Annotated in this window: 21 protein-coding genes; 8 read left to right on the plus strand and 13 right to left on the minus strand. The window is 56.8% G+C overall.

Translation table 11 applies throughout. The annotated features are described in order from the left end of the window. The first annotated feature begins 224 nt into the window (after positions 1–224). Positions 225–773 carry a winged helix DNA-binding protein gene (locus L384_RS05080; RefSeq protein ID WP_003857118.1) on the plus strand — a complete coding sequence of 183 codons (549 nt, stop codon included), beginning with the start codon at positions 225–227 and terminating at the stop codon, positions 771–773. On the opposite strand, the gene glgX is transcribed toward L384_RS05080, so the two are convergent. The 3 genes from glgX to treZ are packed head-to-tail and all read right to left on the minus strand — an operon-like array spanning position 770 to position 7,113. Continuing rightward, entirely contained in the window at positions 770–2,845 is a 2,076-nt protein-coding gene (gene glgX, locus L384_RS05075) for a glycogen debranching protein GlgX (RefSeq protein ID WP_023324662.1), read from the minus strand. The genes L384_RS05080 and glgX overlap by 4 nt on opposite strands. Positions 2,846–2,860: 15 nt before the next feature. Then, entirely contained in the window at positions 2,861–5,329 is a 2,469-nt protein-coding gene (treY, locus tag L384_RS05070) for a malto-oligosyltrehalose synthase (RefSeq protein ID WP_023324663.1), read from the minus strand. Continuing rightward, complete coding sequence (treZ, locus tag L384_RS05065; RefSeq protein WP_023324664.1) at positions 5,326–7,113, minus strand: malto-oligosyltrehalose trehalohydrolase; 1,788 nt, start codon at positions 7,111–7,113, stop codon at positions 5,326–5,328. Before treZ ends, treY begins: the two co-directional genes overlap by 4 nt. A 131-nt stretch (positions 7,114–7,244) precedes the next feature. Between treZ and L384_RS05060 the strand changes: the two genes are divergently transcribed. From L384_RS05060 to L384_RS05045, 4 genes are all read left to right on the plus strand, one after another. Then, positions 7,245–7,772, plus strand: a complete 528-nt coding sequence (locus L384_RS05060; protein ID WP_003857109.1) for a GNAT family N-acetyltransferase — start codon at positions 7,245–7,247, stop codon at positions 7,770–7,772. A gap of 111 nt (positions 7,773–7,883) precedes the next feature. Beyond that, positions 7,884–8,768 (plus strand): SDR family oxidoreductase, encoded by an 885-nt coding sequence (locus tag L384_RS05055; protein ID WP_022651207.1) that lies wholly within the window; start codon positions 7,884–7,886, stop codon positions 8,766–8,768. A 107-nt stretch (positions 8,769–8,875) separates the two neighbouring features. Beyond that, a complete protein-coding gene (locus tag L384_RS05050; RefSeq protein ID WP_023324665.1) occupies positions 8,876–9,853 on the plus strand; it encodes an MBL fold metallo-hydrolase in 978 nt (325 codons plus the stop codon). Between the two features lies 1 nt (position 9,854). Continuing rightward, positions 9,855–10,763 carry a LysR family transcriptional regulator gene (locus tag L384_RS05045; protein WP_023324666.1) on the plus strand — a complete coding sequence of 303 codons (909 nt, stop codon included), beginning with the start codon at positions 9,855–9,857 and terminating at the stop codon, positions 10,761–10,763. On the opposite strand, the gene L384_RS05040 is transcribed toward L384_RS05045, so the two are convergent. Then, positions 10,754–11,638, minus strand: a complete 885-nt coding sequence (locus L384_RS05040; RefSeq protein ID WP_003857101.1) for a LysR substrate-binding domain-containing protein — start codon at positions 11,636–11,638, stop codon at positions 10,754–10,756. The genes L384_RS05045 and L384_RS05040 overlap by 10 nt on opposite strands. A gap of 113 nt (positions 11,639–11,751) precedes the next feature. On the opposite strand from L384_RS05040, the gene L384_RS05035 reads away from it, so the two are divergent. From L384_RS05035 to L384_RS05025, 3 genes are all read left to right on the plus strand, one after another. Continuing rightward, positions 11,752–13,233, plus strand: coding sequence for a UbiD family decarboxylase (locus L384_RS05035; protein ID WP_003857099.1), 1,482 nt, complete (start codon positions 11,752–11,754; stop codon positions 13,231–13,233). 130 nt (positions 13,234–13,363) lie between these two features. Next, the gene (locus L384_RS05030) at positions 13,364–13,651 is read left to right on the plus strand and encodes a VF530 family protein (RefSeq protein ID WP_003857097.1); all 288 of its coding nucleotides are present in this window, start codon (positions 13,364–13,366) and stop codon (positions 13,649–13,651) included. Between the two features lie 7 nt (positions 13,652–13,658). After that, positions 13,659–14,948 (plus strand): glycoside hydrolase family 10-like protein, encoded by a 1,290-nt coding sequence (locus L384_RS05025; protein ID WP_023314168.1) that lies wholly within the window; start codon positions 13,659–13,661, stop codon positions 14,946–14,948. Positions 14,949–14,987: 39 nt separating this feature from the next. Here L384_RS05025 and dsbG read toward each other — a convergent pair whose 3' ends face one another. From dsbG to L384_RS04980, 9 genes are all read right to left on the minus strand, one after another. Then, positions 14,988–15,764, minus strand: coding sequence for a thiol:disulfide interchange protein DsbG (gene dsbG, locus L384_RS05020; RefSeq protein WP_023324667.1), 777 nt, complete (start codon positions 15,762–15,764; stop codon positions 14,988–14,990). Between the two features lie 41 nt (positions 15,765–15,805). Beyond that, complete coding sequence (locus L384_RS05015; RefSeq protein WP_022651213.1) at positions 15,806–16,363, minus strand: RNA polymerase sigma factor; 558 nt, start codon at positions 16,361–16,363, stop codon at positions 15,806–15,808. A 5-nt stretch (positions 16,364–16,368) separates the two neighbouring features. Beyond that, a complete protein-coding gene (locus L384_RS05010) occupies positions 16,369–16,782 on the minus strand; it encodes a hypothetical protein (RefSeq protein ID WP_015570500.1) in 414 nt (137 codons plus the stop codon). Between the two features lie 189 nt (positions 16,783–16,971). Then, positions 16,972–18,522, minus strand: coding sequence for a methyl-accepting chemotaxis protein (locus L384_RS05005; RefSeq protein ID WP_023324668.1), 1,551 nt, complete (start codon positions 18,520–18,522; stop codon positions 16,972–16,974). Positions 18,523–18,617: 95 nt separating this feature from the next. Then, positions 18,618–19,634, minus strand: coding sequence for a LacI family DNA-binding transcriptional regulator (locus L384_RS05000; protein WP_023324669.1), 1,017 nt, complete (start codon positions 19,632–19,634; stop codon positions 18,618–18,620). Positions 19,635–19,662: 28 nt separating this feature from the next. Further along, positions 19,663–21,069 carry a sucrose-6-phosphate hydrolase gene (locus tag L384_RS04995; protein ID WP_023324670.1) on the minus strand — a complete coding sequence of 469 codons (1,407 nt, stop codon included), beginning with the start codon at positions 21,067–21,069 and terminating at the stop codon, positions 19,663–19,665. Continuing rightward, positions 21,069–22,439, minus strand: coding sequence for a sucrose-specific PTS transporter subunit IIBC (locus L384_RS04990; RefSeq protein WP_003857085.1), 1,371 nt, complete (start codon positions 22,437–22,439; stop codon positions 21,069–21,071). Before L384_RS04990 ends, L384_RS04995 begins: the two co-directional genes overlap by 1 nt. Positions 22,440–22,505: 66 nt before the next feature. Beyond that, on the minus strand, positions 22,506–24,023 hold the full coding sequence (locus L384_RS04985) for a carbohydrate porin (RefSeq protein ID WP_023324671.1): 1,518 nt from the start codon (positions 24,021–24,023) through the stop codon (positions 22,506–22,508). A gap of 171 nt (positions 24,024–24,194) precedes the next feature. After that, positions 24,195–25,091: an aminoimidazole riboside kinase gene (locus L384_RS04980; protein WP_023324672.1), complete on the minus strand. Its 897-nt coding sequence runs from the start codon at positions 25,089–25,091 to the stop codon at positions 24,195–24,197. Between the last annotated feature and the right edge of the window lie 13 nt (positions 25,092–25,104).

The raw sequence follows: 25,104 nt of genomic DNA on the forward strand, positions 1-25,104 counted from the left end.
AAACGTTACCCTATCCAAAGTGAGCGTTGCGCGCCGACGGCTATTTTTTATACTTCGCAGCAGAGCGAAGCCGGTGCATTACGGCGCGCGATGTTGTGTTTTGCGTGAGGCTCCACAGAACCTGCACTAAAAAGCTATATCTGAACGTCAAAAACATGTAAACAATTTATCAATAAAATGTTCTTATTTTATCGACGGGTTTACATTTCGGGGGAAGGATCGTTATGACAGTAAAGAAAAAGACGACAGCGTTAAACCACGACGATATTGCGGACGGGCGAATCGTCTCCTCCCGTCATCTCGTCTCAGAGCGGTGTGCTGAATTATCAGAGCTGGAATATGCGCTGATCATGACCAGCAATGCGTTTAACAAATGGATGGTGCGCTGCATGACCGCAGCGGGTGAACCGGATATGGGGGCCTTTGATGTTTCGCTTCTGCACCACGTGAATCACCGCAACCGTAAGAAAAAGCTGGCTGACATCTGCTTTGTGCTGAACGTGGAAGATACCCACGTGGTGACGTATGCGCTGAAAAAGCTGGTCAAGGCGGGCTACGTCACCAGCGAGAAAGCGGGAAAAGAGCTTTTTTTCTCCACTACGGAGGAGGGAAAAGCGCTGTGCATGAAGTACCGGGAGGTGCGGGAGGCCTGCCTGATCAACATTCATGCGGAAAGCGGTATTCCGGGCGCGTCGATTGGCGAGACCGCGCAGTTACTCCGCGCGATCTCCTCCCTGTATGATACCGCCGCACGCGCGGCGGCCTCGCTTTAAGGACGGCGGAACAGGGTGATACTCCGCCCGGCCAGCTCGTAATCGACAGATTCAGTGATGATTTCCCCCGTGGTGGCATCCTCCGACGTCGAGAGTTCGAGCACCCAACCCCCTTCGCCAAACTGCGGGATCTGGAATGGCACCGTACCTTCAAACGGGTTAAACAGCATCAGCACGTCTTGCCAGACGCCCTCTTCCTGCTCAAGATCAGGACGGCTGATGGCAAGACCAAGGGTGGAACCCTCGTCCCACTGTTCCGACTGCTGCGGTCCGCCACCGGCGTTAAACCAGCGGATCTCCAGCCCGTCGCGCCAGTTCTCACGTCGCAGCAGCGGCTGCGTCGCGCGCAGGGCAATCAACCGACGGGTAAAGTCGCGCAGCTTCTCGTCGTTTTCAGTGAGTCCTTCCCAGTTTACCCAGGAGATCTCGCTGTCCTGACAATAGCCGTTATTATTGCCCTTTTGCGTCCGGCCAAACTCATCGCCTGCCAGCAGCATCGGCGTGCCGTGCGAGAAGAAGAGCGTGGTGAGGAAGTTGCGCTTTTGCCGCTCGCGGGTGGCAATGATATCCGGGTTTTCCGTCGGCCCTTCCTCGCCGTAGTTATACGAACGGTTATCGTTATGTCCGTCGTTATTATCTTCCCCGTTATCGGCGTTATGTTTCTCGTTGTACGATACCAGGTCGTTCAGCGTGAAGCCGTCATGCGCGGTGATAAAATTGACGCTGGCCCACGGACGACGCCCGCGCAGATCGTACAAATCACCGGACCCTAACAGACGGGCGGCAAAATCGTTAGAAACGTTATCCCCCTTCCAGTATTCACGTACCGTATCGCGGTATTTGTCGTTCCACTCACCCCAGCCAGGTGGGAAGCCCCCCACCTGATACCCGCCGGGGCCGATATCCCACGGCTCACCGATGAGCTTCAGCTTCGACAGCACCGGATCCTGGGTCACGGCATCAAAGAAGCCGCCGCGCGGATCGAACCCCTCCGGCTCACGTCCGAGAATGGTCCCGAGGTCAAAGCGGAAACCGTCAATCTGCATCGACTCCGCCCAGTAGCGCAGGGAGTCCATGACCATCTGTAACACGCGCGGGTGCGATGTATTAACGGTGTTCCCGGTGCCGGTGTCGTTGATGTAATACCGGTGCTGATCCGGCATGGTGCGGTAATAACAGAAGTTATCAATCCCCTTAAACGACAGGGTTGGTCCCAGCTCGTTGCCCTCCGCCGTGTGGTTATAGACCACGTCGAGGATCACCTCGATGCCCGCGTCATGATAGGCACGCACCATGTCGCGGAAACCCTGGATGCCCGCCGGGCCGTAATAGCGGGACGCTGGCGCAAAGAAACCGAGCGAGTTATAGCCCCAGAAGTTTTTCAGGCCGCGATCGAGCAGGTGCTGATCGTCAGGGAACCAGTGAACCGGTAGCAGCTCGACCGAGGTAATGCCGAGGCTTTTGATGTACTCCACCGAGGCTTTATGCCCCATCCCCTCAAACGTACCGCGCAGTTCAGGCGGAATAGCCGGGTTAAGCTGGGTAAAGCCTTTTACGTGGCTTTCATAGACCACGGTATGCGGCCACGGGATATCGGGCCGGCGTGAGTCCTGCCAGTCAACGGCATTGGGGTCGATGACCTTACATTTGGGCGTAAATGGCGCGCTGTCTCGCGTATCAAAACTGAGATCCAGCTCATCGTGTCCCAGCTCATAGCCGAAGTGGGCATCGTTCCACTCAATGTCACCCACCAGTTCACGGGCATAGGGGTCAATAAGCAGCTTATTGGGGTTAAAACGGTGACCGTTCTCCGGATCGTAGGGGCCATACACACGGTAGCCATACAGCGCCCCCGGTTTCAGATCCGGCACATAGCCGTGCCAGACCTCATGGGTATATTCCGGCAGTTCCAGGCGGGCGATTTCTGTTTTTCCCGAAGGATCAAACAGACACAGCTCCACCCGCTCCGCGTGGGCGGAAAACAGGGCGAAGTTTACCCCTTTCCCGTCATAATTTGCGCCCAACTGCTGGCCATGACCGGCCCGAATTTCAAACGTTGTATCCTTTGGCATTTTTGTTCTCCTCGATTAGTCGCAGGTAAGCAGAACCAACAAACATCCCTTTTCAGACGTTAAATCCAGCGTCTCTGGCAGAAGGCGACGCTCACCGGTAAACAGATCCCGGTAGTGCTTCCCGGCCAACTCCTGGGGTATGGCCACGATAGTGTTGGCCCACAGCAACGCATTGTCGGTGACGTCAAACACCAGACGCGGCACGGCGACGATCAGCGCCTCGTCATCTTTTATGCGGGCATAAACGATCAGATTCTCCTCCCGCTCACCGGTTACCTTCAGCGGCAGCCAGTCGCCGTAGCGGAAAAGTGCGGGGTAATGTGGCCGAAGCCGTAACAGCGTGGCGGTAACGTACTGCTTCACGCTGCCGTCTCGCCAGCGTTGCGCATCGTTAAAAACGGTGCCATCCGCTACGCTGAGGTTTTCCGCCAGTGCGGCGAAATCCGGTTCGCGGCGGTTATCCGGGTCGACGAGGCTGAAGTTAAGCCCCTCGCTGCCCTGGTAGATGTCCGGTACGCCAGGCGCAGTCAGCTTGATCACCGTCTGGCTCAGGCTGTTCATTAACCCAGCCCGAATAAACGGCTGGAGTGCGGCACTGAAATCACGCAGGAACAGGGTGTTATCCGGGGAAAGCAGATGGCGCACGTAGTCCAGGACCACGCTCTCGTAACCTTCGTTACTGTCGATCCAGTCGGTACGCTGCTTGGCCTCGCGCAGGGCTTTCTCGATAAAGCCGAGGAAACGCTCTTCCAGTGACTTAAGGCCATCACGATCCTCAGGCGACAGGGTTGCTGGCCAGACGCCCGCCAGCGCCTGGAAGATCATCCAGGTGTCGGCGGCGTTCGGCGCGGTGCCATCGTTGAGGAATCGGACCTGCGTCTGGTTCATCTGCCGCCAGCGCGCCAGATTTTCTCCCCACAGATCTGGCGCTTCCGTCAGCGTATACAGACGAGCTCGTGCATCCTCGCCGCGTTTGGTGTCGTGGGTGGAAGTTCCCAGCAGCGCATCGGGCTGGCGGGCAAGTCGAATGCGCATCTCCTGATGAAAACGGGAAAGTGAAAACGCGCGCGGCGTCGGGTCGGCGCCGACTTCGTTCAGGGCCAGCTCCAGGTTATGGCGGAAGAACAGCGTATCCTCTACCGATTTCGCCATCAGCGGCCCGGTCAGTTGCTGAAAACGGGTGCGGAAAAGCGAGGCCAGCGCGTGGTCATGCTCCGGCAGATCGCCAGTAAGAATACGCACGATCAGGCTCAGAGCGGGTTCAGAGGCGTTGACGCTGGCGACCACACGGCTGAGCAGCGCCACATCCGGTGGCGTCAGTCCCTCAGCGGTGCCGTAGGTGCGATACACCGGAAACGCGATAAGCAGCTCACGCAGGGCATGGCGGATATCCTCATGCTCCACTTCTGCACCGTTATGCCCGGCCAGCTCGCTGGCTATTTTGAGCAACGTGGTAAATTCACCCTCAAAATTACGATCGGTCATCAGCCCTTTGGCGTTGCGAAGTTCCGCCTGCCTGTCCACGGTCGTACCCAGCGTCTCGTCGTAGAGCATCTCCAGCCGCGAGAGGTTGGTATCATCCACCAGCACTTCCGCCAGGGAGGCGATAAACTCATAACCCGTAGTACCTGAGATGGGCCACTCCGGAGGAAGCTGTTCCCCTTTGGCGAGGATTTTTTCCACCGTGATGTAGCAATCCGGTCCGGTAGCCGCACGCAGTCGCTGCAAATAGCCCAGCGGATCGGCAAGCCCGTCCACATGGTCAATGCGCAGGCCGTCGACAACCCCGGCGTGGACAAGCTCAAGGATCAGGTGGTGCGTATCTGCGAATACCGCCTCATCCTCTACCCGCACGCCGACCAGCCCGGTGATTTCAAAAAAGCGACGCCATGAAAGCTGTTTCGGCGCTTCACGCCAGGACATCAGCCGCCAGCTTTGCGCCTCGTGGATCTCAGCGATGCTCTTGCCTTCGGCATACGTGCCGGGATTAAGCGGATAGGCGGTATCATAGTAAACCAGCGCTGCGCTGTTTGTGACACTGTCACGTTTTAAGGTGATAGTCCCCCGCTCCAGCTCGGCTTCAAAGGTGTCGCCAAGAAACGGCAACGTCAGCGGTCGGGACCAGTCGATATCAAAATACGCCGCATAGCGGCTCTGCCTGCCATGTTCGATAACATCGCGCCACCAGCGGTTTTCCAGCGAGGTCGACATATGGTTAGGAACGATATCCAGAATCAGCCCCATCCCCGCCTGTTTCAGCGCCGCCGCCATGCGGTCAAACCCTTCCCGCCCGCCAATCGCCGGGTCAATTTCGTTGGGGTCGGTCACGTCATAGCCGTGGGTGGAATCCGTGGTTGCGGTGAAAACAGGCGACGCGTAAAGATGGCTGATACCGAGGTCTTTCATATACGGAATCAGATCTGCCACGCGGTCAAAGGTCATGCCGTTGCGAAACTGAATTCGGTAAGTAGAGGAAGGGATCATAGCGCTGCTTCTCCATCAGCAAAGCGAACAACGATGCTGTTCGACGGCAGGTTTTCGACTGCCTCCGGCCAGCTAAAGATCGTTTTTCCAGGCAGGTCCGGTAAGGCGAACGGCTTTTTGCCGATATTCAGCGCCAGCGACAACGTGCCGGACGGAAAACGCCAGCTCACGACAACCATGCCGAGCGCCGTTTGCAGGACGTTACCCTCCACGGTGCCCCGCTGTTTCAGTAACGGGACGATAAAGCGCTGACGCAGCACAATCAGCTCGCGCGTGACGTGCAGCCACGCCCTGCCTTCCTCCGTGTCTGCCTTGTTCCAGTCAAGCTTCGACCGCATAAAGGTATTTACGTCATTGGGGTCCGGTACGGTTTCATCGTGCCCGGCATGGCCGGTAAACTCTTTCGCGCGCCCTTCCCGCACCGCTTTCGCTAGGTCGCCGTGGAAGTCGGTGAAAAAGAGGAACGGATGCGTTTCGCCATACTCCTCGCCCATAAACAGCAGCGGAATATGGGGCGACAGGAGCAGCGCCGCGAACAGCACGCGCGTTTTATCCGCCCCAGCCAGAGAGATAAGCCTCTCCCCCTGGGCACGGTTGCCGACCTGGTCGTGATTTTGAATAAAATCGACAAAAAACTGTGGGGGTTGCTCGCGACACTCTACCCCGCGCGATTTTCCGGTCTGAAGCGAGATTTCCCCCTGGTAGACAAAGCCTTCTGCCAGCGCCCGCGCCAGTTTTTTCTCCGGCTCAAAGGCAAAATCCTGATAGTAGGCGTGTGATTCTCCCGTCGCGAAGACATGCGCGGCGTTGTGAAAATCATCATTCCATTCGGCGGTGAAAAGCGGCGTCTGACCATGCTCATCACGCGGATGCAGGAAAATCACGTTGCGACTGTCTTCGGTGGTCAGATGGATATGCCGATCCGGAAAGGCGTCGCGGATCCGTTGCGCTATCTCGGGAAGAATATGGGTCTCAGCGTCGTCATGGATCTGGTCGATGGCGTCGAAGCGCAGACCGTCAAGATGATACTCCGAGAGCCAGAATAACGGCGCCTCAGCGATGTATTGCCGGACAGCTTCAACCTCATAGGCAATACCGTTGCCCCACGGGGTCATACGATCCTGATGGAAAAACGCCGGCGAGAGCAACGGCAGGTAGTTCCCTTCCGGGCCAAAGTGGTTGAGTACGATATCCAGCACCACGGAAAGCCCGAGCGCGTGGGCGGCATCAATGAAGGCATGAAAATCATCCGGTGTACCATAAGCCGAGTGCGGGGCATACAGCAGTACACCGTCATACCCCCATCCGCGCGCGCCCCCGAACTGGGACACGGGCATCACTTCCAGTTGCGTAATACCCAGTTCGGCCAGATAAGGCAGTTTGTCGATGGCCGCCCTGAAGGTTCCTTCCCCGGTGAAGGTGCCGATATGCAGCTCGTAGATCACCGTCTCTTCCCACGGTCGTCCTTGCCATTCGCGCTGAGCGGGCAGGCTGCGACGCGGGTCGATCACCACCGACGGGCCATTGACGTCAGCCTGCTGCGCGCGCGAGGCCGGGTCCGGCACCGCCATTCCATCCTGTAAAACAAACTGATACGTCGTACCGTGCCTGACGCCGGGCACGTCAATCTGAAACCAGCCGTCGCCCACCGCCGCCATGTGAATGTCGGTATCGGTTAAACGCAACGTGAGATCTTTTTGCCCTTCTGCCCAGACGCGAAAACGTACAACGTCATCGGAAATAAACTCAGCACCCCAGTGCCTGCGACATGTTCTGAATTCCATTCATTGTCCTCGAATGACCACATTTTACGCGGAACGAAATACAAGCTTAGACCAGGATCTACAGAGTGTTATGCCAGCAGAGTATGCCGCTTCGTCTATTATCGATTTATAACTCCCACTTAAGGAATACTATGCATATTCGAAAAGGATTAAGCACCGACCTTGCCCGTCTTGAATGCTGTGATTTTTCTTTTACGGTCGATGAGATTGCCAGAGAGCCTTTTCTCAATGGTGATTTGCATATCGAGGCGCTGACCGAACCTTATCTTAAAACCTATGAACTGGATCTCCAGACGCTGGAAAATCATTGTGTTAATCCGGATTCAATATTTCTTATCGCCGAAACGGATGACGGTGAAATCGCCGGTTTTATTACCGCGTCCTGCAACTGGAATAAATTTATATCGGTGGATTACATTGCCGTGGAGCGTTCAAAGCGTCGTACGGGCGCGGCGCACAAGCTGATGTCCGCCACCCACGTCTGGGCGCGAAGCCTCAATGCGCCCGGGTTACGGCTGGAGACGCAGAACGTTAATGTTTCTGCCTGTCTTTTTTATCGTCACTATGGGTTTATTCTCGGCGGTTACGATCGCTACCTTTACAACGCCCTGCCGGAAAAAGATGAGGTCGCCCTTTTCTGGTATTACATGCTGGCTTGAGAAAATATTTTATATCCGCTACCGGAAGATAGATTTGTCTGAATTTGTCAATTTTGCCCGCTTACGTTTAATTAACGACTAATCTTGGAATTCACTATTAAGGAGGCCGGTATGTCTACAGGAAATAATCACACGCTGCATTACCCTCGTCCACCGTTTGCTGAACAACCGCAAAGGGCCCCCGGGCTGGCATCGGAAATGAAGCCAATACCGGATCATGGTGAAACAAGTTATATCGGGTCAGGAAAACTGGCAGGAAAAAAAGCGCTGATTACCGGCGGTGATTCCGGAATTGGTCGCGCGGTAGCGATCGCCTATGCCCGTGAAGGCGCAGATGTCGCTATTGGCTATCTGCCGGAAGAGGAGTCCGATGCGGCATCGGTCATTGCGCTGATTCAGGCTGAAGGCCGTAAAGCGGTCGCCATTCCGGGCGACATTCGCGTGGAGTCGTTCTGCGACACGCTGGTGGAAAAAGCCGTTGCCGAACTGGGCGGCCTGGATATTCTGGTGAATAACGCCGGACGCCAGCAGTACTGTGAATCTATCGACGATCTCACCACGGCAGATTTTGACGCGACGTTTAAGACCAACGTCTATGCCCCCTTCTGGATCACCAAAGCTGCGCTGCGCCATTTGCAGGAAGGCGCCGTGATCATTAACACCACTTCCGTTCAGGCGTTTAAACCGAGCGCGATCCTGGTGGACTATGCGCAGACCAAAGCCTGTAACGTAGCCTTTACCAAGTCTCTGGCCCAGCAGCTGGGACCGCGTGGCATTCGGGTGAATGCCGTCGCGCCAGGTCCATACTGGACGCCTCTTCAGTCCAGCGGCGGCCAGCCGCAGTCCAAAGTTCAGAAGTTCGGGGAAGATACGCCCCTGGGAAGACCGGGCCAGCCGGTTGAAATCGCACCGCTGTATGTATTGTTTGCCTCCGATACCTGCTCATACGCCTCCGGGCAAGTGTGGTGCTCTGACGGCGGTACCGGCGTGCTGTAAAGCATCCTCTCAGACCTATCCATTCCATGGATAGGTCACATTCACTTCCCGGCGGTTCTCAAAAATCGCAGTTGAACTATGATGAACTTACTATTGAGGAGCCCATCATGTTTACTGTGAAAAAACTTGCGATATCAACCCTGTTGGCCGGTTCGGTTTTATTCTTTCCCGCTATCCACGCGGTGGCCAGCGTTCCGCAGCATGTGGTGAAACAGCAGGCTGGCGGCTACAGCGTTCAGGTTGGCGATACGATTGTCACCGCCTTTACGGACGGGAGCGTGCCGCAGGATCTGCACGCCTTACTGCGCCGGACGACGGCGGAAAATACCGATGCGTTACTGGCTAAAAACTTCCAGGCCAATCCGGTGGAAGCGTCGATTAACGCGTTCTATATCGCCATCCCCGGCCACAAAATTCTGGTGGATACCGGTTCTGGTCAGCTGTTTGGCCCCGGCAAAGGGGGGCGGCTGATTGAGAGCCTGGCGACCCAGGGCATCAAACCCGAAGATATTACCGATATTCTGATCACCCATGCTCACTCCGATCACGCTGGCGGCCTGGTTAAAGACGGTCAGCGCGTGTTTACCCGCGCGCAGGTGTATGTCGGCAAACCGGATATCGATTTCTTCTTTAACGACGAGAACCAGAAAAAGTCTGGCTATGACCAGAACTACTTCGACGTCGCGCACAAGACCTTAAAGCCCTATCTGGATGCCGGAAAAGTGACGACCTTCTCCGGCACGGAACAGCTTCTGCCGGGCATCAGCGGTACGGTTCACCCGGGTCACACTCCAGGCTCCGCGTTCTACACGCTGGAGAGCAAAGGTGAAAAAATGACTTTTGTCGGCGACATCATTCACGTTGCCGCGGTTCAGTTCCCACAGCCCAACGTGACGATTGCTTACGATGAGGATCAGGACGGCGCCGCCCGGGTGCGCAACGCTGCTTTCGCTGAGTTTGTGAAAAATAAAGCGCTGATTGCGGCGCCACATCTGCCTTTCCCCGGGATCGGCTATGTGACGAAAGGTGAGCGGGACGGCTACGCGTGGGTTCCGGTGACCTATACCAACCGTGACGCAAAATAAGATGTCCCCCTCCGATATGGATATGGACCTGATCCTGACGCTGGATGCGTTACTCAGGGACCAGAATATCACCCATGCCGCCGCGCGGCTGGGCATCAGCCAGCCGGCGATGTCTGGCCGCCTTGCGCGCCTGCGCGTGTTGTTTGGTGAGCCGCTGTTTGTCCCTTCCCCACACGGACGTGGGGTGTTACCGACGCCGCGCGCCGAGGGGTTAAGGCCGCAGGTCGCGACGGTTTTGCAGGGTATATCGGCGATGCTTGAACCCACCACGTTTAACGCGCAGAACAGCAACCGCACCTTTGTGATTGCCCTGCACGAGAACCCGGCGCTGATGCTGGGGGCAGAGTTGCAGAATCAGATTAGCAGTGCGGCGCCAGGTATCCGCCTGCGTTTTGCGCTCCCGGAAACCCAACTGCTGCCAGCGCAGATGGAAAATGGCGATGTGGATATTTATGTCGGCGTTAACGCGGTGGCGCACGATGCATGGGTCAGACGCAAGCTGTTTGACGATGAATATGCCACAGCCCAGCGAAAAGGCCATCCGCGCGGTACGAGTCCGATGGATCTGGATAGCTATTGTAGCCTTTCCCACCTGGTGGTTTCATCCGAGGGCGACCCGTTCGCGGGCTTTGTCGATCAGCACCTGGCGGGGCTTGGCCACCAGCGTAACGTAGTGATGTCGACGCAAAGCTATGCGATGGCGCCTGCGATTGTTGCCGGTGCCGATTTGCTCTGCACCTTACCCAGACGCATGTTGCTACGGTTTACGCAAACGCTTGATATTTTTCCGCCGCCGCTGGATCTCCCGCCGATCGTCATCGGTATGTACTGGCACCCGAAAAACAGCCAGGATCCGGCTAACCGCTGGCTGCGAGAACAGCTTCTTCAGGCCGCCGGACGTCAGGTATGATCGAGGATACTCATCAATTTTTTCAGCACCTCAGAGCGAATAATCCGGTGGCAAACCAGCGTCAGCTCGCTCTCCCGGAGTCGGTCAAGAATATCCACAAAGACGACGTTTTGTACGCATATCGCCTTCGCTGAAGCCGGCAGCATGGCGATGCCAAACCCTGCCGAGACGAGACTTATCACCGTGGGGACATCGGTGGCATTTTGCACAACGTCAGGCTGTATGCCCGCGCTGTGGCAGGCATCATAGAAATATTGCTCCAGCCCCATCCCCTCCGGGTCGCGCAGGGCGATCCACTTCTCCTCTTTCACCGACGCAAGCGTCAGCGCGGCGGAGCCCGCCAGGCTGTGTTGACGAGGTAAGGCCAGCACGGCTTTTTCCGTTGTGAAAGGACGGCTTTGCAGATCGTCAGGCAGCAGCGGTAACGGGGCACGAATAATGGCCACATCCAGCTGGTTGCTTTGCACGCCGGTATAAAGGGTTTGCACATTTCCCGTCATCATGGAAAGGCTGATGGCGGGCCATTTCTCATGTAAAAGCCGCAGCGCGGCGGGCAGCTTACTGTCGAATATCGCACTTGAAACACATCCGAGATTCAGCACGCCCTGTTCCCCTCTGGCCGTCTGTCTGGCATCCAGAATCGCCTGATCGGTCATTAAAATCGCGACTCTGGCTTTACTGAGAAACGCCTCACCGGCTGGCGTCAGCGTCAGGCGACGATTCGCCCGGCTAAAGAGCATTACCCCCAGACGATCTTCAAGCGTTTTTATCTGCTGACTCAGCGCGGGCTGCGCCATGTTAAGGCGCTCCGCCGCTCGATGCATGTGAAGCTCTTCCGCCACCACGATAAAATTGCGCATCAGTCGAAACTGCATACCATGCCTTTATTATTGATAATAAAATTCATATTAAAATAGCATAAATGATGCAATTGATAGCCCTCTTCGTCCGGTTAAGAATGGATGCATTCATCCGAGGAGGGAAAAATATGGAAAACCACATCAACGATCTCAGAAGTGCTATCGAACTGCTAAAACGCCATGAAGGTCAATACCTTGAAACCAGCCATCCGGTCGATCCTGACGCGGAGCTGGCGGGTGTGTACCGGCATATTGGTGCTGGCGGCACGGTAAAACGTCCGACGCGCATTGGCCCGGCGATGATGTTTAACGCTATTAAGGGATACCCCGACTCCCGTATTCTGGTCGGAATGCACGCCAGCCGCGAGCGGGCGGCGCTCCTGTTGGGCTGCGATCCCTCTGAACTGGCAAAACATGTCGGCCAGGCCGTGAAAAACCCGATTGCTCCCGTTGTGGTTCCGGCGGCACAGGCGCCGTGTCAGGAACAGGTGTTTTATGCCGACAATCCGGACTTCGATCTGCGTAAATTGCTTCCGGCACCGACCAACACGCCGATAGATGCCGGTCCGTTCTTCTGTCTGGGGCTGGTGCTGGCAAGCGATCCGGAAGATGCCTCACTGACCGATGTCACTATTCACCGTCTCTGCGTGCAGGAGCGCGATGAGCTCTCCATGTTTCTTGCCGCGGGCCGCCATATTGAAGTGTTCCGTAAGAAAGCCGAGGAGGCGGGCAAACCGTTGCCGGTCACGATCAATATGGGTCTCGATCCCGCTATCTATATTGGCGCCTGTTTCGAAGCCCCTACCACGCCCTTCGGCTACAACGAACTGGGTGTCGCCGGCGCGTTACGTCAGACCCCCGTCGAGCTGGTGCAGGGTGTGGCCGTAAATGAAAAAGCGATTGCGCGTGCGGAAATTATCATCGAAGGCGAACTGCTGCCGGGCGTGCGCGTAGAAGAAGATCAGCATACCCACACCGGGCACGCGATGCCGGAATTTCCCGGCTACTGCGGGGAGGCTAACCCCTCCTTACCGGTAATCAAAGTGAAGGCCGTCACGATGCGTCATCAGGCGATCCTGCAAACCCTGGTAGGACCGGGCGAAGAGCACACCACGCTGGCCGGTTTGCCAACGGAGGCCAGCATCCGTAATGCGGTGGAAGAAGCCATTCCCGGTTTTCTGCAAAACGTCTATGCGCATACCGCTGGCGGCGGCAAGTTCCTTGGCGTATTGCAGGTGAAAAAACGCCAGCCCTCTGACGAAGGGCGTCAGGGTCAGGCGGCTCTCATTGCGTTAGCCACCTATTCCGAGCTTAAAAACATTATTCTCGTCGACGAAGATGTGGATATTTTCGACAGCGACGACATCTTGTGGGCGATGACGACCCGTATGCAGGGCGATGTCAGCATCACCCATCTGCCGGGGATCCGCGGACACCAGCTCGATCCGTCTCAGGCGCCGGACTACAGCCCCTCCATTCGTGGCAACGGGATCACCTGCAAAACGATTTTCGACTGTACGGTGCCCTGGGCGCTGAAGTCCCGCTTTGAGCGTGCGCCCTTTATGGAGGTAGACCCAACGCCGTGGGCACCTGAACTGTTTAAAAAATAGCGTTAACCGGAAAATCTTCTTCACCCTTCACGGGTGAAGAACCTCACGCTGAAATTGCCGCGTCCCCTGCTTTCTTGTAACCTTTGAGCGTTTATCACATCCCCATAAAAAATGAGACTACCGGACGCCTATGACAGCACATGTTTCCAACGATCCTTTGCATGGCGTAACCCTCGAAATGCAGGTTAACGCGCTGGTTGCGCGATATGGCTGGAATGAACTGGGCAACCGAATCAAAATCAACTGTTTTCGCAAGGACCCGAGTGTTAAATCGAGTCTGAAGTTCCTGCGCCGCACCCCATGGGCGCGGGCGGAAGTTGAAGCCCTCTACCTCGACTCCCTTCACGATGACGGTAACGGGGAACAGGACGAACCGGCGTTTAATCCCTGGACGGATAGCCGGACACCCAGGAGCTAACACGCAAATGATGCGACACGTAAAACGGACTGGCGCGCTGCTTGGCTGCGCGCTTTTACTGGTAAGTTGCACTTCCAAACCACCTAAATCACTCGTAACCCCGCTGCCGCAGGCGAAACCTGTACAGCAGACTAAAGAACCCATGCGCGGGATCTGGCTGGCGACCGTCTCCCGTCTCGACTGGCCTCCCGTTTCATCGGTGAATGGCCGTAGCGCGGACCAGCGCATCGCCCAGCAACAGCGGGCGCTGACGGACAAGCTCGATAAGCTGAAAAATCTTGGGATCAACACCGTCTTCTTTCAGGTAAAACCGGACAGTACGGCGCTGTGGGCTTCTAAAATACTGCCCTGGTCAGATACCCTGACGGGGACTATCGGGGAAGATCCCGGTTACGATCCGCTTCAGTTTATGCTGGATGAAGCGCACAAGCGTGGGATGAAGGTTCATGCCTGGTTTAACCCATACCGCGTTTCCACCAACACGAAGCCGTCGACCATCGCCGCGCTTAACCGCACCTCGTCGCTTCATCCTTCGAGCGTGTACGTCCTGCATCCGGAGTGGATCCGCACCTCGGGGGATCGTTTTGTTCTCGACCCGGGCATTCCCGAGGTGCGGGACTGGATAACCCAGGTGGTGATGGAAGTGGTAAATCATTACCCTGTCGACGGCGTTCAGTTCGATGACTATTTTTACACCGAGACGCCGGGCTCCCCCCTGAATGATGCCTGGACCTTCAGGCGCTATGGCGAAGGATTTGCGTCAAAAGCGGACTGGCGTCGACACAATACGCAGCAGTTGATTGTGCAGGTCTCCAGGGCGATCAAGCAGGCTAAACCTGAGGTCGAATTTGGCGTCAGCCCGGCGGGGGTCTGGCGCAATCGCTCCTTCGACCCGGCAGGCTCGGACACGCGCGGCGCCGCAGCCTATGATGAATCCTACGCTGACACGCGCAAATGGGTACAGCAGGGATTACTGGATTACATTGCGCCGCAGATCTACTGGCCCTTCGCCCGCGACGCGGCACGTTACGATGTGCTGACAAAATGGTGGGCTGACGTGGTGAAACCAACCCATACCCGTCTGTATATCGGGATCGCGTTCTACAAAGTGGGCGCGCCTTCCAGAAACGAACCGGACTGGACGGTGAACGGCGGCGTACCGGAGCTGAAAAAACAGCTCGACCTCAATGATTCACTGCCAGACGTTAAGGGCACCATCCTGTTCCGTGAAGACTATCTTAACCAGCCGCAGACGCAGGAGGCAGTAAATTACCTTCGGGGACGCTGGGGTAGTTGACTGAAAAAAGGCAGAAACGTCCTGTTTCTGCCTTTCTTTTTACGGCTTCGGTCCGAACATTGCCTCAAGCTGTTTTGCATCTGGCATACCCACGACCTGTTGCAGTTCGTTTTGCTCATTCAGGTAATAAATAGCCGGTGTGGCATTCGCGCCGAGACTGTCCATGAGCGTCTGGTGATTTTGCAGGATCTCAACGGTTTCCCGGGACGCCGCTCCTTCAGGTTTCGGCAGCTTTTTACCGCCGGACAGCTCGTACGCTTTCCAGGCCGACACCGGATCTTTCGCATTCATGATCGCGGAGGCGTTACGCCCGCTGTTCGGGTTAAGAAACGCAACCAGCAGCGTGTTGAGCTGGACCTTGCCAGCCTTCACCCACGGCTGCGCTTCAGCCCAGAACTGCTTGCAGTACGGGCAGAACGGGTCGGCAAAGACGAAGACTTTGCGCGGGGCACTCTCCGCGCCCTCCTTCAGGGGATGCGCCGCATTGAGCTTTTTCCACATCTCGCGGCCCATCGGGGCGTAGATCTCTTTGTGGAAAAAGGCCTCGCTGAGGTTGGTTCCCTTCTCATCATACAGATAGCCAGACACGACGTGCTTTCCGTCAGGGGTCAGAAAGAGCGTCACGCCCATGTCCTGATATTGCCCCAGCCACGCTGGCGCGCCGCCGGGGGCGTCAATTTTCTTAATGATCTTGATGTCCTGCTGTTCACTGAAGTGCTTCACCACATCCGGAAGCGACTCCTCTGCCCTGACCAGCCCCGAAACCATCAGAGCAGAGAGTAACAGCACCTTTTTCTTTGCTAACCGTTGAAGCATAACGACCCCTCTAAAATATTGTTTTTCAGAGTGGTCGAAGTTTATTGCCCTGTCAACGCTTCATAAATATCCTTGAGGCGACTACGCAAAAATCGCACGGCTTTGTGTTTGCGGGATAATAACGCCTGCACACTGTCGCCTGTTTCCTCTGCCAGCACCTTCATGCTGTAGCCCTCAAATTCCGTTTTTTCAAACACCTCGCGCTGAGGTGGCGGCAGTTCCGACAGGGCTTGCCCCAACTCTTCCCATAGCAGCATGTTGAGATACTCCTCCTCCGGCGTTTGCGGTACGCCGAATAACGTTTCTGCAATCTCCTGCTCCGGAAAGTCCTCGTCATCTGCTGTCAGGTACCCCGGCAGTGAAACCTCGTGCTTTTTTCGCGCCCGGTCGATCATCTCATTTCGTGCGGCGCGAAACAGCCAGGCGGCGACGTTCTCGACCGGTTGTTCCACTTTCATCAACTGCCAGGTCACTTCCTGAAGAATATCATCGACATCATCACGAACCGCAGTCCTTCCGCGAATGAAGGCTTTTAGCCGCGTGCGGCAGGCATTGAGTGCCGAGATCAGTAATGATTCCCCCGCCTCACCGGCTTTCATATCGCTCACTCGGCTTCCGGCGCTTTCGCACCGTTATCATCTCGTTTTTCATCCCGGCCATCGTGCCATCGGCAATGACCATGGCGCCCAAATCCCGCCCGACGCTGCTGAATGAAGGCCTCACGTTGTTCGGGGCTCATATTCATCCATTGTTCGTGCATACGGCGGTGCGCACCGAACATACCGGGACGGAAACCCAGCCCACCGAAAAGAATGCGGCTCAGCAGCAGGATCCCCAACGCCTGCCAGAAGCCAATGGCTTTAACCCCCAGGATGGCCGGGAGCAACGCGTTCCACAGGGACATGACCAGCAGGCCAAGCACCACGAACAGGACTGCGCCAATCACGATGCCCTTACCCATACGATGACGGCCCAAGCCACGCCCGTGACCTTTTCCGTGCATATCAAAATTTCTCATGTGTGCCTCGTTTATGTTGAATGATTATGGTCTCTGATGAGGTAGACGGATGAGAAACAGAAATATTGCCGGGGAAAGAGAAAATTTATGTGATAGCGGCGTTGTATGGATAACAGTATTGGCTGAAGGAGATTGTGCAGCGGCTGAATACAAACATCAAAAAGGCTCCCTCGGGAGCCTCTCTGAACATCACGCCGTAGCAGGCAAACTAAAGCGCGAGATACTTTGGGACAGCTGCTGCGCCTGCTCCTCCAGCGAGGCCGCGGCGGCGGCGGATTGCTGCACCAGCGCCGCGTTCTGCTGGGTCACACCGTCCATCTCCGTTACGGCCTGCCCAACCTGACCAATCCCGCGGCTCTGCTCTTCTGAGGCAACCGAAATCTGTTCCATCAGCGTATGCACTTTATTCACAGAGCTGATAATAGAATCAATCACCTCTCCCGAACGATTCACCAGTTCCGCACCGTTTTTCACGCTGGAAACAGACTGGGCGATGAGGCTTTCGATATCCTTCGCCGCCACCGCGCTTTTCTGGGCCAGTGTGCGCACTTCACTTGCTACCACGGCAAATCCTCGCCCCTGCGTGCCAGCACGCGCCGCTTCAACGGCCGCGTTTAGCGCCAGAATATTAGTCTGGAAAGCAATGCTGTTGATGACGCTGGTGATGTCCTCAATACGCTTCGAATTGGACGCGATAGTATTCATCGTTTCGATGACTTCACGGGTTACCGCTTCACCGGTATGGGCATTTTTCACGGCATCCTGCACCAGCTTACCGGCCTGAAAAACGTTGTCGGTGTTATTCGCCACCGTCGCGCTCAGCTCTTCCATGCTGGCGGCCGTCTGGGTCAGGGCCGAAGCCTGTTGCTCGGTACGGGAGGCCAGGTCGATATTGCCGGAGGCAATTTCCTGCGCTGCATGCGTCACGGTGTGGCTGGCATCGCGCACCTGAGAAATGGTGGAGAGCAGCGCCTGGCGCATCTGCTCCATCGAGGACATCAGGTGATCGATTTCATTCCCGGAATCACGCTTGATCGGTACCGGTACGTCCAGCTTCCCGGCCGCAAACTGGCGACAGTGCTCGCGCGCCAGGTTCACCGGCGCAAAGACCACGCGTTTCATCAGCAGGCTGACGGCGAAGATCACCACCACGAACAGCACCGCAATGCTGGCGATAATAACCAGACCCGACACAAAATTATGGCTCGCCTCCTCGTTCAGCGTTTTGGCGTACTTCTGGTGAACGGAGAGAACCTGATCAAGCACAATTTCATATTGGCGATCGAGTTGAGACACCACGGGAATAAGAGCGTTGAACCGCGACACATCATGAGCGGCGGCAGCGGCAATCAGCGGTGCCAGTCCCTGGTTACGGTAATTTTGCCACGCTTGCTGGTAGGCAGTGACCAGCGGGGCTTCGTCCGGCAAACGCGGCGAGGCCATAAACGCCGAAAATGCACTATCGGCTTTGGTCAGCGCCTCTTTAACCGAGGCCAGTTTCGCAGACGGGTTGGTAGCGTCCCCCGCTTCCACCATTTTCACATACTCCATAACCCTGACGCGCAGGGTTCGGCTGTGGTTAATGGGATCAATAATGGACAGAACCACCTGAATTTCTTTGTTCACATTATCCAGCGAAGTATTACTTTTAATGATGAGCCCAACGCTGGTGATAGTGCTGGCCACAAAGAAGAAAAGCAGGGAAAACAGGATAATCAGGGATGATTTTTTCAACGACATAACACACCTCAGGGATATAATTTCCCTTTGGTTATCGGCTGAATCCAATCTTTAATTAATTAAAGTTATAGATGTACCGCTCATACGTTACCCTGTCACTCCACGGCCTTGTATCGCCGTTGCAGGGTGGCATCCAGCTTACGCTGGATCGGCTCCGGCGTTTCCCCTTCAATCAGTTTGCCAATCAGATCAAAGCAGTCCCAGGCGAGCTGGCGGTTATCCTGACGAACGGTATCGACAGGAATGGTCAGAGAATCATAGAGATAGTGATCGTCAAAGCTGGCCAGACGCATATCGCTTTGCAGCAGATTATGTTGCCCCATATAGCGCAACACCCCTTCCAGCAGACCGCAGGCGGCGGTAAAAAGGGCTTTTGGCGGGCGGCCCAGGCGTGCGCAAAGCTCGGCAAACATTTCGTAGCCGGAGCTCGGATGGTAATTACCATGAATGATCCACTCCGGACGTAACTCGACGCCAGCATCACGCAGCCCCTGCTTAAACCCTTCCAGACGGTCACGCGTCGGGGAAAGCCGCGGCTGGCCGCCGAGGAAGTAGAACTCATCCGGATGCTGGCGCGCGATGTCGGCCACCAGTGTGGCGGTTGGGGTAATTGAATCGGTGAGGACCAGCGGCAGAGTACTGTCGTTCATATGACGGTCAAAAAGCACAACGGGCAACTGTTCGCTCAGCTTTTGATAGTCCGCGTCGTTGAGCATGCTGGAGGCGACAATCAGCCCGTCCACCTGGCGGGCCACCATGTTATTGACCACCACCGTCTCCTGGCCCGGATTTTCATCGCTACAGGAGATCAGCAGCTGAACACCCGCCTCGCGGCAGAGGGTCTCCAGCTCATGAGAAAAAACGGCAAACCCGTAGTTGGTGATTTCCGGCACCACCAGACCAATGGTGTGGCTGCGGTTGTCCCGCAGCGAACGGGCGTGAATACTGGGCTGATAATGATGTTCTTTGGCAATCGCCAGCACGCGCTCGCGTGTCTCCTCCGCCACCCGAAGCTCTTTGCTGCGGCCGTTCAGCACCAGGCTGGCGGTGGCTTTTGATACCCCCGCGAGCTCCGCGATATCTTTAATGGTGACGCGTTTTGTTTTTCTCACAACGACTTAGATCCGGCTGCCAAAACCTCTATTCTATCATGCAGCTGCGCAGCGACCAGTAGCGTAATGTGATGTCGGACGCACCTTCGAAGCGTACCTGGGCCGGATGGTCAGGAAAATAGCGGCTGCTCATGACGCCTTCACCGTGATTGATGAAAATTTCGACGCTGGAACGGTCACACAGCACGCGTAAATGATGAACAGTGCCCTGCCAGTAGCGGGTCAGCGTGTCTGCGGTTTTCAGACTGGCGCGTTCCAGACGGATCCCCGCATCATCCACAATCAGTCGCAACGCGCCGGCAAAATCCACGTTCACGCACGAGGCGCTCAGTTCGAACTCAAGACGCGCTCCCACCAGCACCGGGGCATCGCTGGCGCGTCCCTGCCAGTGGTGTTCATCCTCGCGCAGCGTTTCCAGCTCACGGACCGGGGTCTGCCAGAGCTTACCGTCGCGGTAGCGCAGCTCGCGAGGACAGGTCATCTGGTGGATCCAGCCGTGCGCCCGCGTAGGCTGGAGCATCTCTTCGCCGTCCGGCACGCCCATCCAGCCGATGAGGAGGCGGCGGCCATCTTCTGCCACCGTGGTTTGCGGCGCGTAAAATTCGAATCCGGCGTCAAGCTCATGCAGCTCGCCGTGCGTAAATGCAGGGGTTTGATAATCAAATGCCCCGCTCATCCAGACGGCCGGATAGGTGTTGAGATAGCGATGCGGTTCGCGCGCCAGCCCCTGCGGGCAGCAGATCAAGACGTGTGTGCCATCAAGCTCAAACAGATCCGGGCACTCCCACATATAGCCCGCGTCCGTGAGTCCGTTGACGCCGTGACCGGCGATTTCGCCGCAGGGCGCCCAGATGTGTAAGTCGGCTGACGTAAACAGCAGCACCTTGCCGCGCTTATGCCGATCCTGCGCCCCGAGCACCATGTACCACTGCCCGTCATGGCGCCACACTTTCGGATCGCGGACGTGCCCGGTATACCCGTCCGGCAGAGGCAACACCGGTCCCAGTTTGGCAAACGTGCCGTCGTCATTTTGCACCGCCAGACACTGCCAGGCGGTGCGGCCGCCATCGTCAAACTTAACGTTGCCGGTATAGCACAGGGTCAGCACGCCGTTGTTATCCACGGCGCTGCCGGAGTAACAGCCGTTGCGGTCATACTCTTCGTCAGGCATCAGCGCCATTGGCTCGTGCTGCCAGTGCACCAGATCTGCTGAGCTCCAGTGTCCCCAGCACTTGTAGCGATGATCGCAGCCCAGCGGGTTCCACTGATAAAACAGATGATAGCGTCCGGCAAACCAGATAAAGCCGTTCGGATCGTTCATCAGCCCCGTCACCGGCGCGGGATGCCACTGCGGATAGTGGCTGTCCGCCAGCGCACGCGGCTGGCCTTGCATCACGGCCTGCAACACGGCAGGCCAGCGGGAAGGTAAGGTCATTATTCAGAGTCCGTCTTATATTTCAGCAGCAGAGAGACGGTGAACGCCACGCCAAAGGCAATCACCATGCCGATAATATAGTTGAGCAGCGAGCTGGCCTGGACAATCGCCATGCCGGGAAGCGCGGTCAGGCCAACGGCGGTCATGTAGACATGCACCGACACCACCCAGGCACCGCCCGCCGCACCACCGATCAGCGCCGCGATAAACGGCTTCACAAAACGCAGGTTGATGCCAAAAATTGCCGCTTCGGTGATGCCCAGCATCGCGGAAAACGCCGACGGTAAGGTAATGGCTTTGATTTTAGCATCGCGGGTTTTGAACCACACCGCCAGACACGCCCCGCCCTGCGCCACGTTCGCCATCGCCCAGATCGGCAGCAGGAAGTTAACGCCAATCGACGGATTACCCAGCAGTCCGGCTTCAATGGCGTGGAAGCTGTGGTGAATGCCGGTAATGACAATCACCGAATAGAGCCCACCAAACAACAGCCCGGCCAGCCAGCCCGCGTGGGCAATCAGGGTGCTAAGAATGAAGGAGATCCCGTCGCCCAGCGCGCGTCCCGCCGGACCAATAATCAACAGCGCGATAAAGCCGGAGATAATGACGGTCAGGAACGGCGTCAGGATCAGATCTAACGCATCCGGTATTGCCCGGCGCAGCTGTTTTTCCACAATGCTCATAAACCACACCGCCAGCAGCACCGGGAAGACGGTTCCCTGATAGCCAATCATGGCGATTTCAAGACCGAAGAAGTTCATGGTGTGGAAGCCGGACGCTACGCCCCAGGCGTTGGTCAGCGCCGGATGAGTCAGGATGCCGCCGAGCGTTGCCCCCAGATACGGGTTGCCGCCAAACTCCCGCGCGGCGGTGAAGCCAATCAGGATCGGCAGAATAATAAACGCCGCCGAGCTGCACATATCCAGCATGATATAGAGCGCGTTATCCGGATTAACCCAGCCGTAGGTTTTAACCATCCCCAGCAGGCCCATCAGCAGACCCGAGGCCACGATCGCCGGGATAATCGGCACGAAGATGTTGGAGAGCAGACGCGCGATACGCTGGAACGGGTTCAGCTTGCGGGCCGCAATATCCGCCGCTTCCGATTTACTGGACTCGCTAATTCCTGCCGCCTGAATAAACGCGGCGTAAACCTTATTCACCACCCCGGTGCCGAAGATCACCTGCATCTGCCCGGCGTTGCGAAAACAGCCTTTCACGCCTTCAACCTTGCCGATAGCCTGCTGGTCGGCAAGCGCATCGTCGACCAGCACCAGACGAAGGCGCGTGGCGCAATGTGCCGCGCTGGCAATGTTCTCTTTGCCACCGAGCAGCGGAATCAGCTCGCGCGCAATATGATTAAAATCCATAGATACCTCTTCCTGACCTCTTTTTATGGTGTTTGAAACGCCCCCGCGATGCGGGAGCGTGAAGGGTTAAAACCAGGTTTCCATCTGCACCCCAAAGTTCCATTCCCCGCCCGCGTTAAAGCCGCTGCTGCCAAAGGCGTCATCGCTGGCGTAGTTATCCAGCTTGCTGCTCCAGTCCATCCAGGTGGCGAACAGACGCAGCTCCGGACGGCTGAAGAAATCGCCAATCTTGCCCGCCTTTAACGTCGGGGCGAAGGTCAGCTTGTAGAAGCTACCGTTAACCGCATTGCGATCCTTGTAGCCTTCCGGGCTTAAATCCATGTACTGATAGCTGCCCTCGAACGCGAGGGCGAAATTCTGGGTCACCTCTTTGATCAGACGCGTGTTGAGCGTGACCCACTCATAGCTGTCGCCCTTCACGTAGCGGTCTTTACTGCTTTGAGCCAGCACGGCGGGCGCAATGTGCCAGCCACCGCCCAGAGGCGTGACACCGTAACTAGCAATACGCCAGGTATCGGCTTCTGACAGCAGCGCGCCGTCTGAACCAATGCTTTTCACCTCGGCGCCCAGACCGTGGCCGTAAAGGAGCGCCGTTTTGGCGGAACCTTCCCGCAGGCCGTAGAAGCTCTCGTTATGCAGACCAACCAGCGCATGTACTCCGTTATTGGCCGCGTCGGTTTTAATCGGATCGCCGTTGCTGTCCTTACGGTCGTCGTTATCTTTTGCTCGTAAGCCGCTGACCATCATCTGCACCGGCCCGGCGAAGTGATTCATGCTGAGGATGTAGTTCTGAACGTTGTTGTCGATCTCCTCTTCGCTGCCGAAGTTACGGCCATAAAGGGAGAAGTTACTGCGCAGCGTATCGTTCCACTTCACGTCGTAGACGCCGCCACCGGTCCCGGCGAGAAATACCACGTCGGAATCCAGCCAGTGAATGTCGAAGTTGTCGCGGTCAAAACGCTTACCCGCCCAGAAGGTGCTGCCCTTCAGCGCGCCGGTAAAGTCCGGCAAATTGCCCAGCTCGGCAAAGGCCTGACGAATGTTCAGGTCGCTGCTGTCTGCCGACCAGTCGTTATAGGTTTTCTGACCGTCGGCCAGCATCGCCTTAAAGCGCGTCGTCGCGCCATTCTCCAGCGTCTGTTTGTGCTCAACATTCAGCTCAACGTAGGTATCCGCTTCGTTCCCCAGACGCCCGATGGCCCCGCCCGTTTCCCCGGCGGGCGTCAGATAAGGGCCGCTTTTGCTGCTGGAGGCCGCGTCGTTCATCATCAGGCCGGAACGGGCGTAACCGTGAAATTCAAAACCGCCTGTCCGGTCGGCTTTTTCTTCCAGCACCGTGGTGCGTTGCGCCACCGCCTGTGTGGAGGTTTGCGCTTCCTGCTGCGCAGCCACCAGCTGCTGCGTTTTCTGTTCCGCTGCCGTGGCGCGCTTTTCAGCAACCTGCGCGCGAGTTTCCGCCTCCTGCAAACGCTGCTCCAGCGCCGCCAGGCGCGCTTCGATACGGGTCATATCCGTCTGGGCAAAAACAGAGGTACTGCCGGCCAGCATGCCTATCATCACGGCAAGTCTGCGTTTTTTATACATTTTGTCGCATCCCTAATAACTATCGGTGAAAGTGCTAAATTGCTAAACCGGTTTAGGCTGGTGATACTAAACCGTTGAATTTTAGATCGGCAATGTTTTTTGCTAAACCGTTTTAGTAAGTGTGATCGAGGCGACAATTCAGGCCGCCGAATGGTGGCCTGGAGAGGTGAATTACAGTTCGTGATGATAAGGCAGCGCGGTCATTGCCCCTTTTGCGGTTGTCGCCAGCGCCCCACAGCGCTGCGCTAACGTGATGACCTCTGAGAGACGGGCCTGGCCATAACGTGCCAGACCGAACAGTAGCCCTGCGACGAAAGCATCCCCCGCGCCAGTGGTATCAATGCATTCCACGGGTGATGCAGCATAGTGTGTCAACGCGCCTTCCTGCCAGGCGGTGACGCCCTCTTTTCCCTGCGTTACCAGCACCAGCCTGGCCGGACAGGTGCGCATCAGCGCCGCCAGCCCCTCATGGACCTGCGCATTTCCGGTTAACAACGCCAGCTCTTCCACCGAGATTTTCACCACATCTGCACAGGCTAATGCCCGCTCAAGACACTGACGCAGCTCGACTTCATCGTGCCAGAGATCGGCGCGAATATTGGGATCAAAGCTGACGAATCCCCCCGCCTGTCTGATCGCGGCCATCGCCAGAAACGTCGCGGAACGGCTGGGTTCGGCGCTGAGCGCGATAGAGCAGACGTGCAGCCACTCCCCGGCGCGGAATGACGGGAGGTCGGCAGAGTCGAGGAATAAATCAGCGCTCGGGCGAACCATAAAGGTAAAGGAACGTTCACCGTCGTTATCGAGATCCACCACCACCGTGGAGGTGCGATGCTGCGGATCCAGCCGCAGCCATTCTGTATTAACCTGCTCATCCGCAAGCGTTTTTTGCATAAAATGCCCGAAGGGGTCGTCGCCCACCCGGCCTATAAAGGCGCTTCTGCCGCCCAGACGCGCTACCCCTACCGCGACGTTGGCCGGTGCGCCGCCAGGACATTGCAGCAGTTTGCCCTCTCCGTCGGGCAACAGATCCACCACTGCATCGCCAAGTACCCAGATCGTCTCCATATCACCTTCTTAG

This window comes from Enterobacter sp. MGH 38 (assembly GCF_000492855.1).
In the GTDB taxonomy this organism is placed as follows: Bacteria; Pseudomonadota; Gammaproteobacteria; order Enterobacterales; family Enterobacteriaceae; genus Enterobacter; species Enterobacter hormaechei_C.

Bases quoted from the DNA above. Each gene is read 5' to 3' on its own strand.
- L384_RS05060 (WP_003857109.1), top strand. From the start codon at position 7,245: ATGCATATTCGAAAAGGATTAAGCACCGACCTTGCCCGTCTTGAATGC.
- L384_RS05035 (WP_003857099.1), top strand. From the start codon at position 11,752: ATGGAAAACCACATCAACGATCTCAGAAGTGCTATCGAACTGCTAAAA.
- L384_RS05080 (WP_003857118.1), top strand. From the start codon at position 225: ATGACAGTAAAGAAAAAGACGACAGCGTTAAACCACGACGATATTGCG.
- L384_RS05045 (WP_023324666.1), top strand. From the start codon at position 9,855: ATGTCCCCCTCCGATATGGATATGGACCTGATCCTGACGCTGGATGCG.
- L384_RS05055 (WP_022651207.1), top strand. From the start codon at position 7,884: ATGTCTACAGGAAATAATCACACGCTGCATTACCCTCGTCCACCGTTT.
- L384_RS05005 (WP_023324668.1), bottom strand. From the start codon at position 18,522: ATGTCGTTGAAAAAATCATCCCTGATTATCCTGTTTTCCCTGCTTTTC.
- treZ (WP_023324664.1), bottom strand. From the start codon at position 7,113: ATGGAATTCAGAACATGTCGCAGGCACTGGGGTGCTGAGTTTATTTCC.
- L384_RS05030 (WP_003857097.1), top strand. From the start codon at position 13,364: ATGACAGCACATGTTTCCAACGATCCTTTGCATGGCGTAACCCTCGAA.
- L384_RS05010 (WP_015570500.1), bottom strand. From the start codon at position 16,782: ATGAGAAATTTTGATATGCACGGAAAAGGTCACGGGCGTGGCTTGGGC.
- L384_RS04995 (WP_023324670.1), bottom strand. From the start codon at position 21,069: ATGACCTTACCTTCCCGCTGGCCTGCCGTGTTGCAGGCCGTGATGCAA.
- L384_RS04980 (WP_023324672.1), bottom strand. From the start codon at position 25,091: ATGGAGACGATCTGGGTACTTGGCGATGCAGTGGTGGATCTGTTGCCC.
- L384_RS05015 (WP_022651213.1), bottom strand. From the start codon at position 16,363: ATGAAAGCCGGTGAGGCGGGGGAATCATTACTGATCTCGGCACTCAAT.
- treY (WP_023324663.1), bottom strand. From the start codon at position 5,329: ATGATCCCTTCCTCTACTTACCGAATTCAGTTTCGCAACGGCATGACC.
- L384_RS05025 (WP_023314168.1), top strand. From the start codon at position 13,659: ATGATGCGACACGTAAAACGGACTGGCGCGCTGCTTGGCTGCGCGCTT.
- L384_RS04985 (WP_023324671.1), bottom strand. From the start codon at position 24,023: ATGTATAAAAAACGCAGACTTGCCGTGATGATAGGCATGCTGGCCGGC.
- L384_RS05050 (WP_023324665.1), top strand. From the start codon at position 8,876: ATGTTTACTGTGAAAAAACTTGCGATATCAACCCTGTTGGCCGGTTCG.
- L384_RS05040 (WP_003857101.1), bottom strand. From the start codon at position 11,638: ATGCAGTTTCGACTGATGCGCAATTTTATCGTGGTGGCGGAAGAGCTT.
- L384_RS04990 (WP_003857085.1), bottom strand. From the start codon at position 22,439: ATGGATTTTAATCATATTGCGCGCGAGCTGATTCCGCTGCTCGGTGGC.
- glgX (WP_023324662.1), bottom strand. From the start codon at position 2,845: ATGCCAAAGGATACAACGTTTGAAATTCGGGCCGGTCATGGCCAGCAG.
- dsbG (WP_023324667.1), bottom strand. From the start codon at position 15,764: ATGCTTCAACGGTTAGCAAAGAAAAAGGTGCTGTTACTCTCTGCTCTG.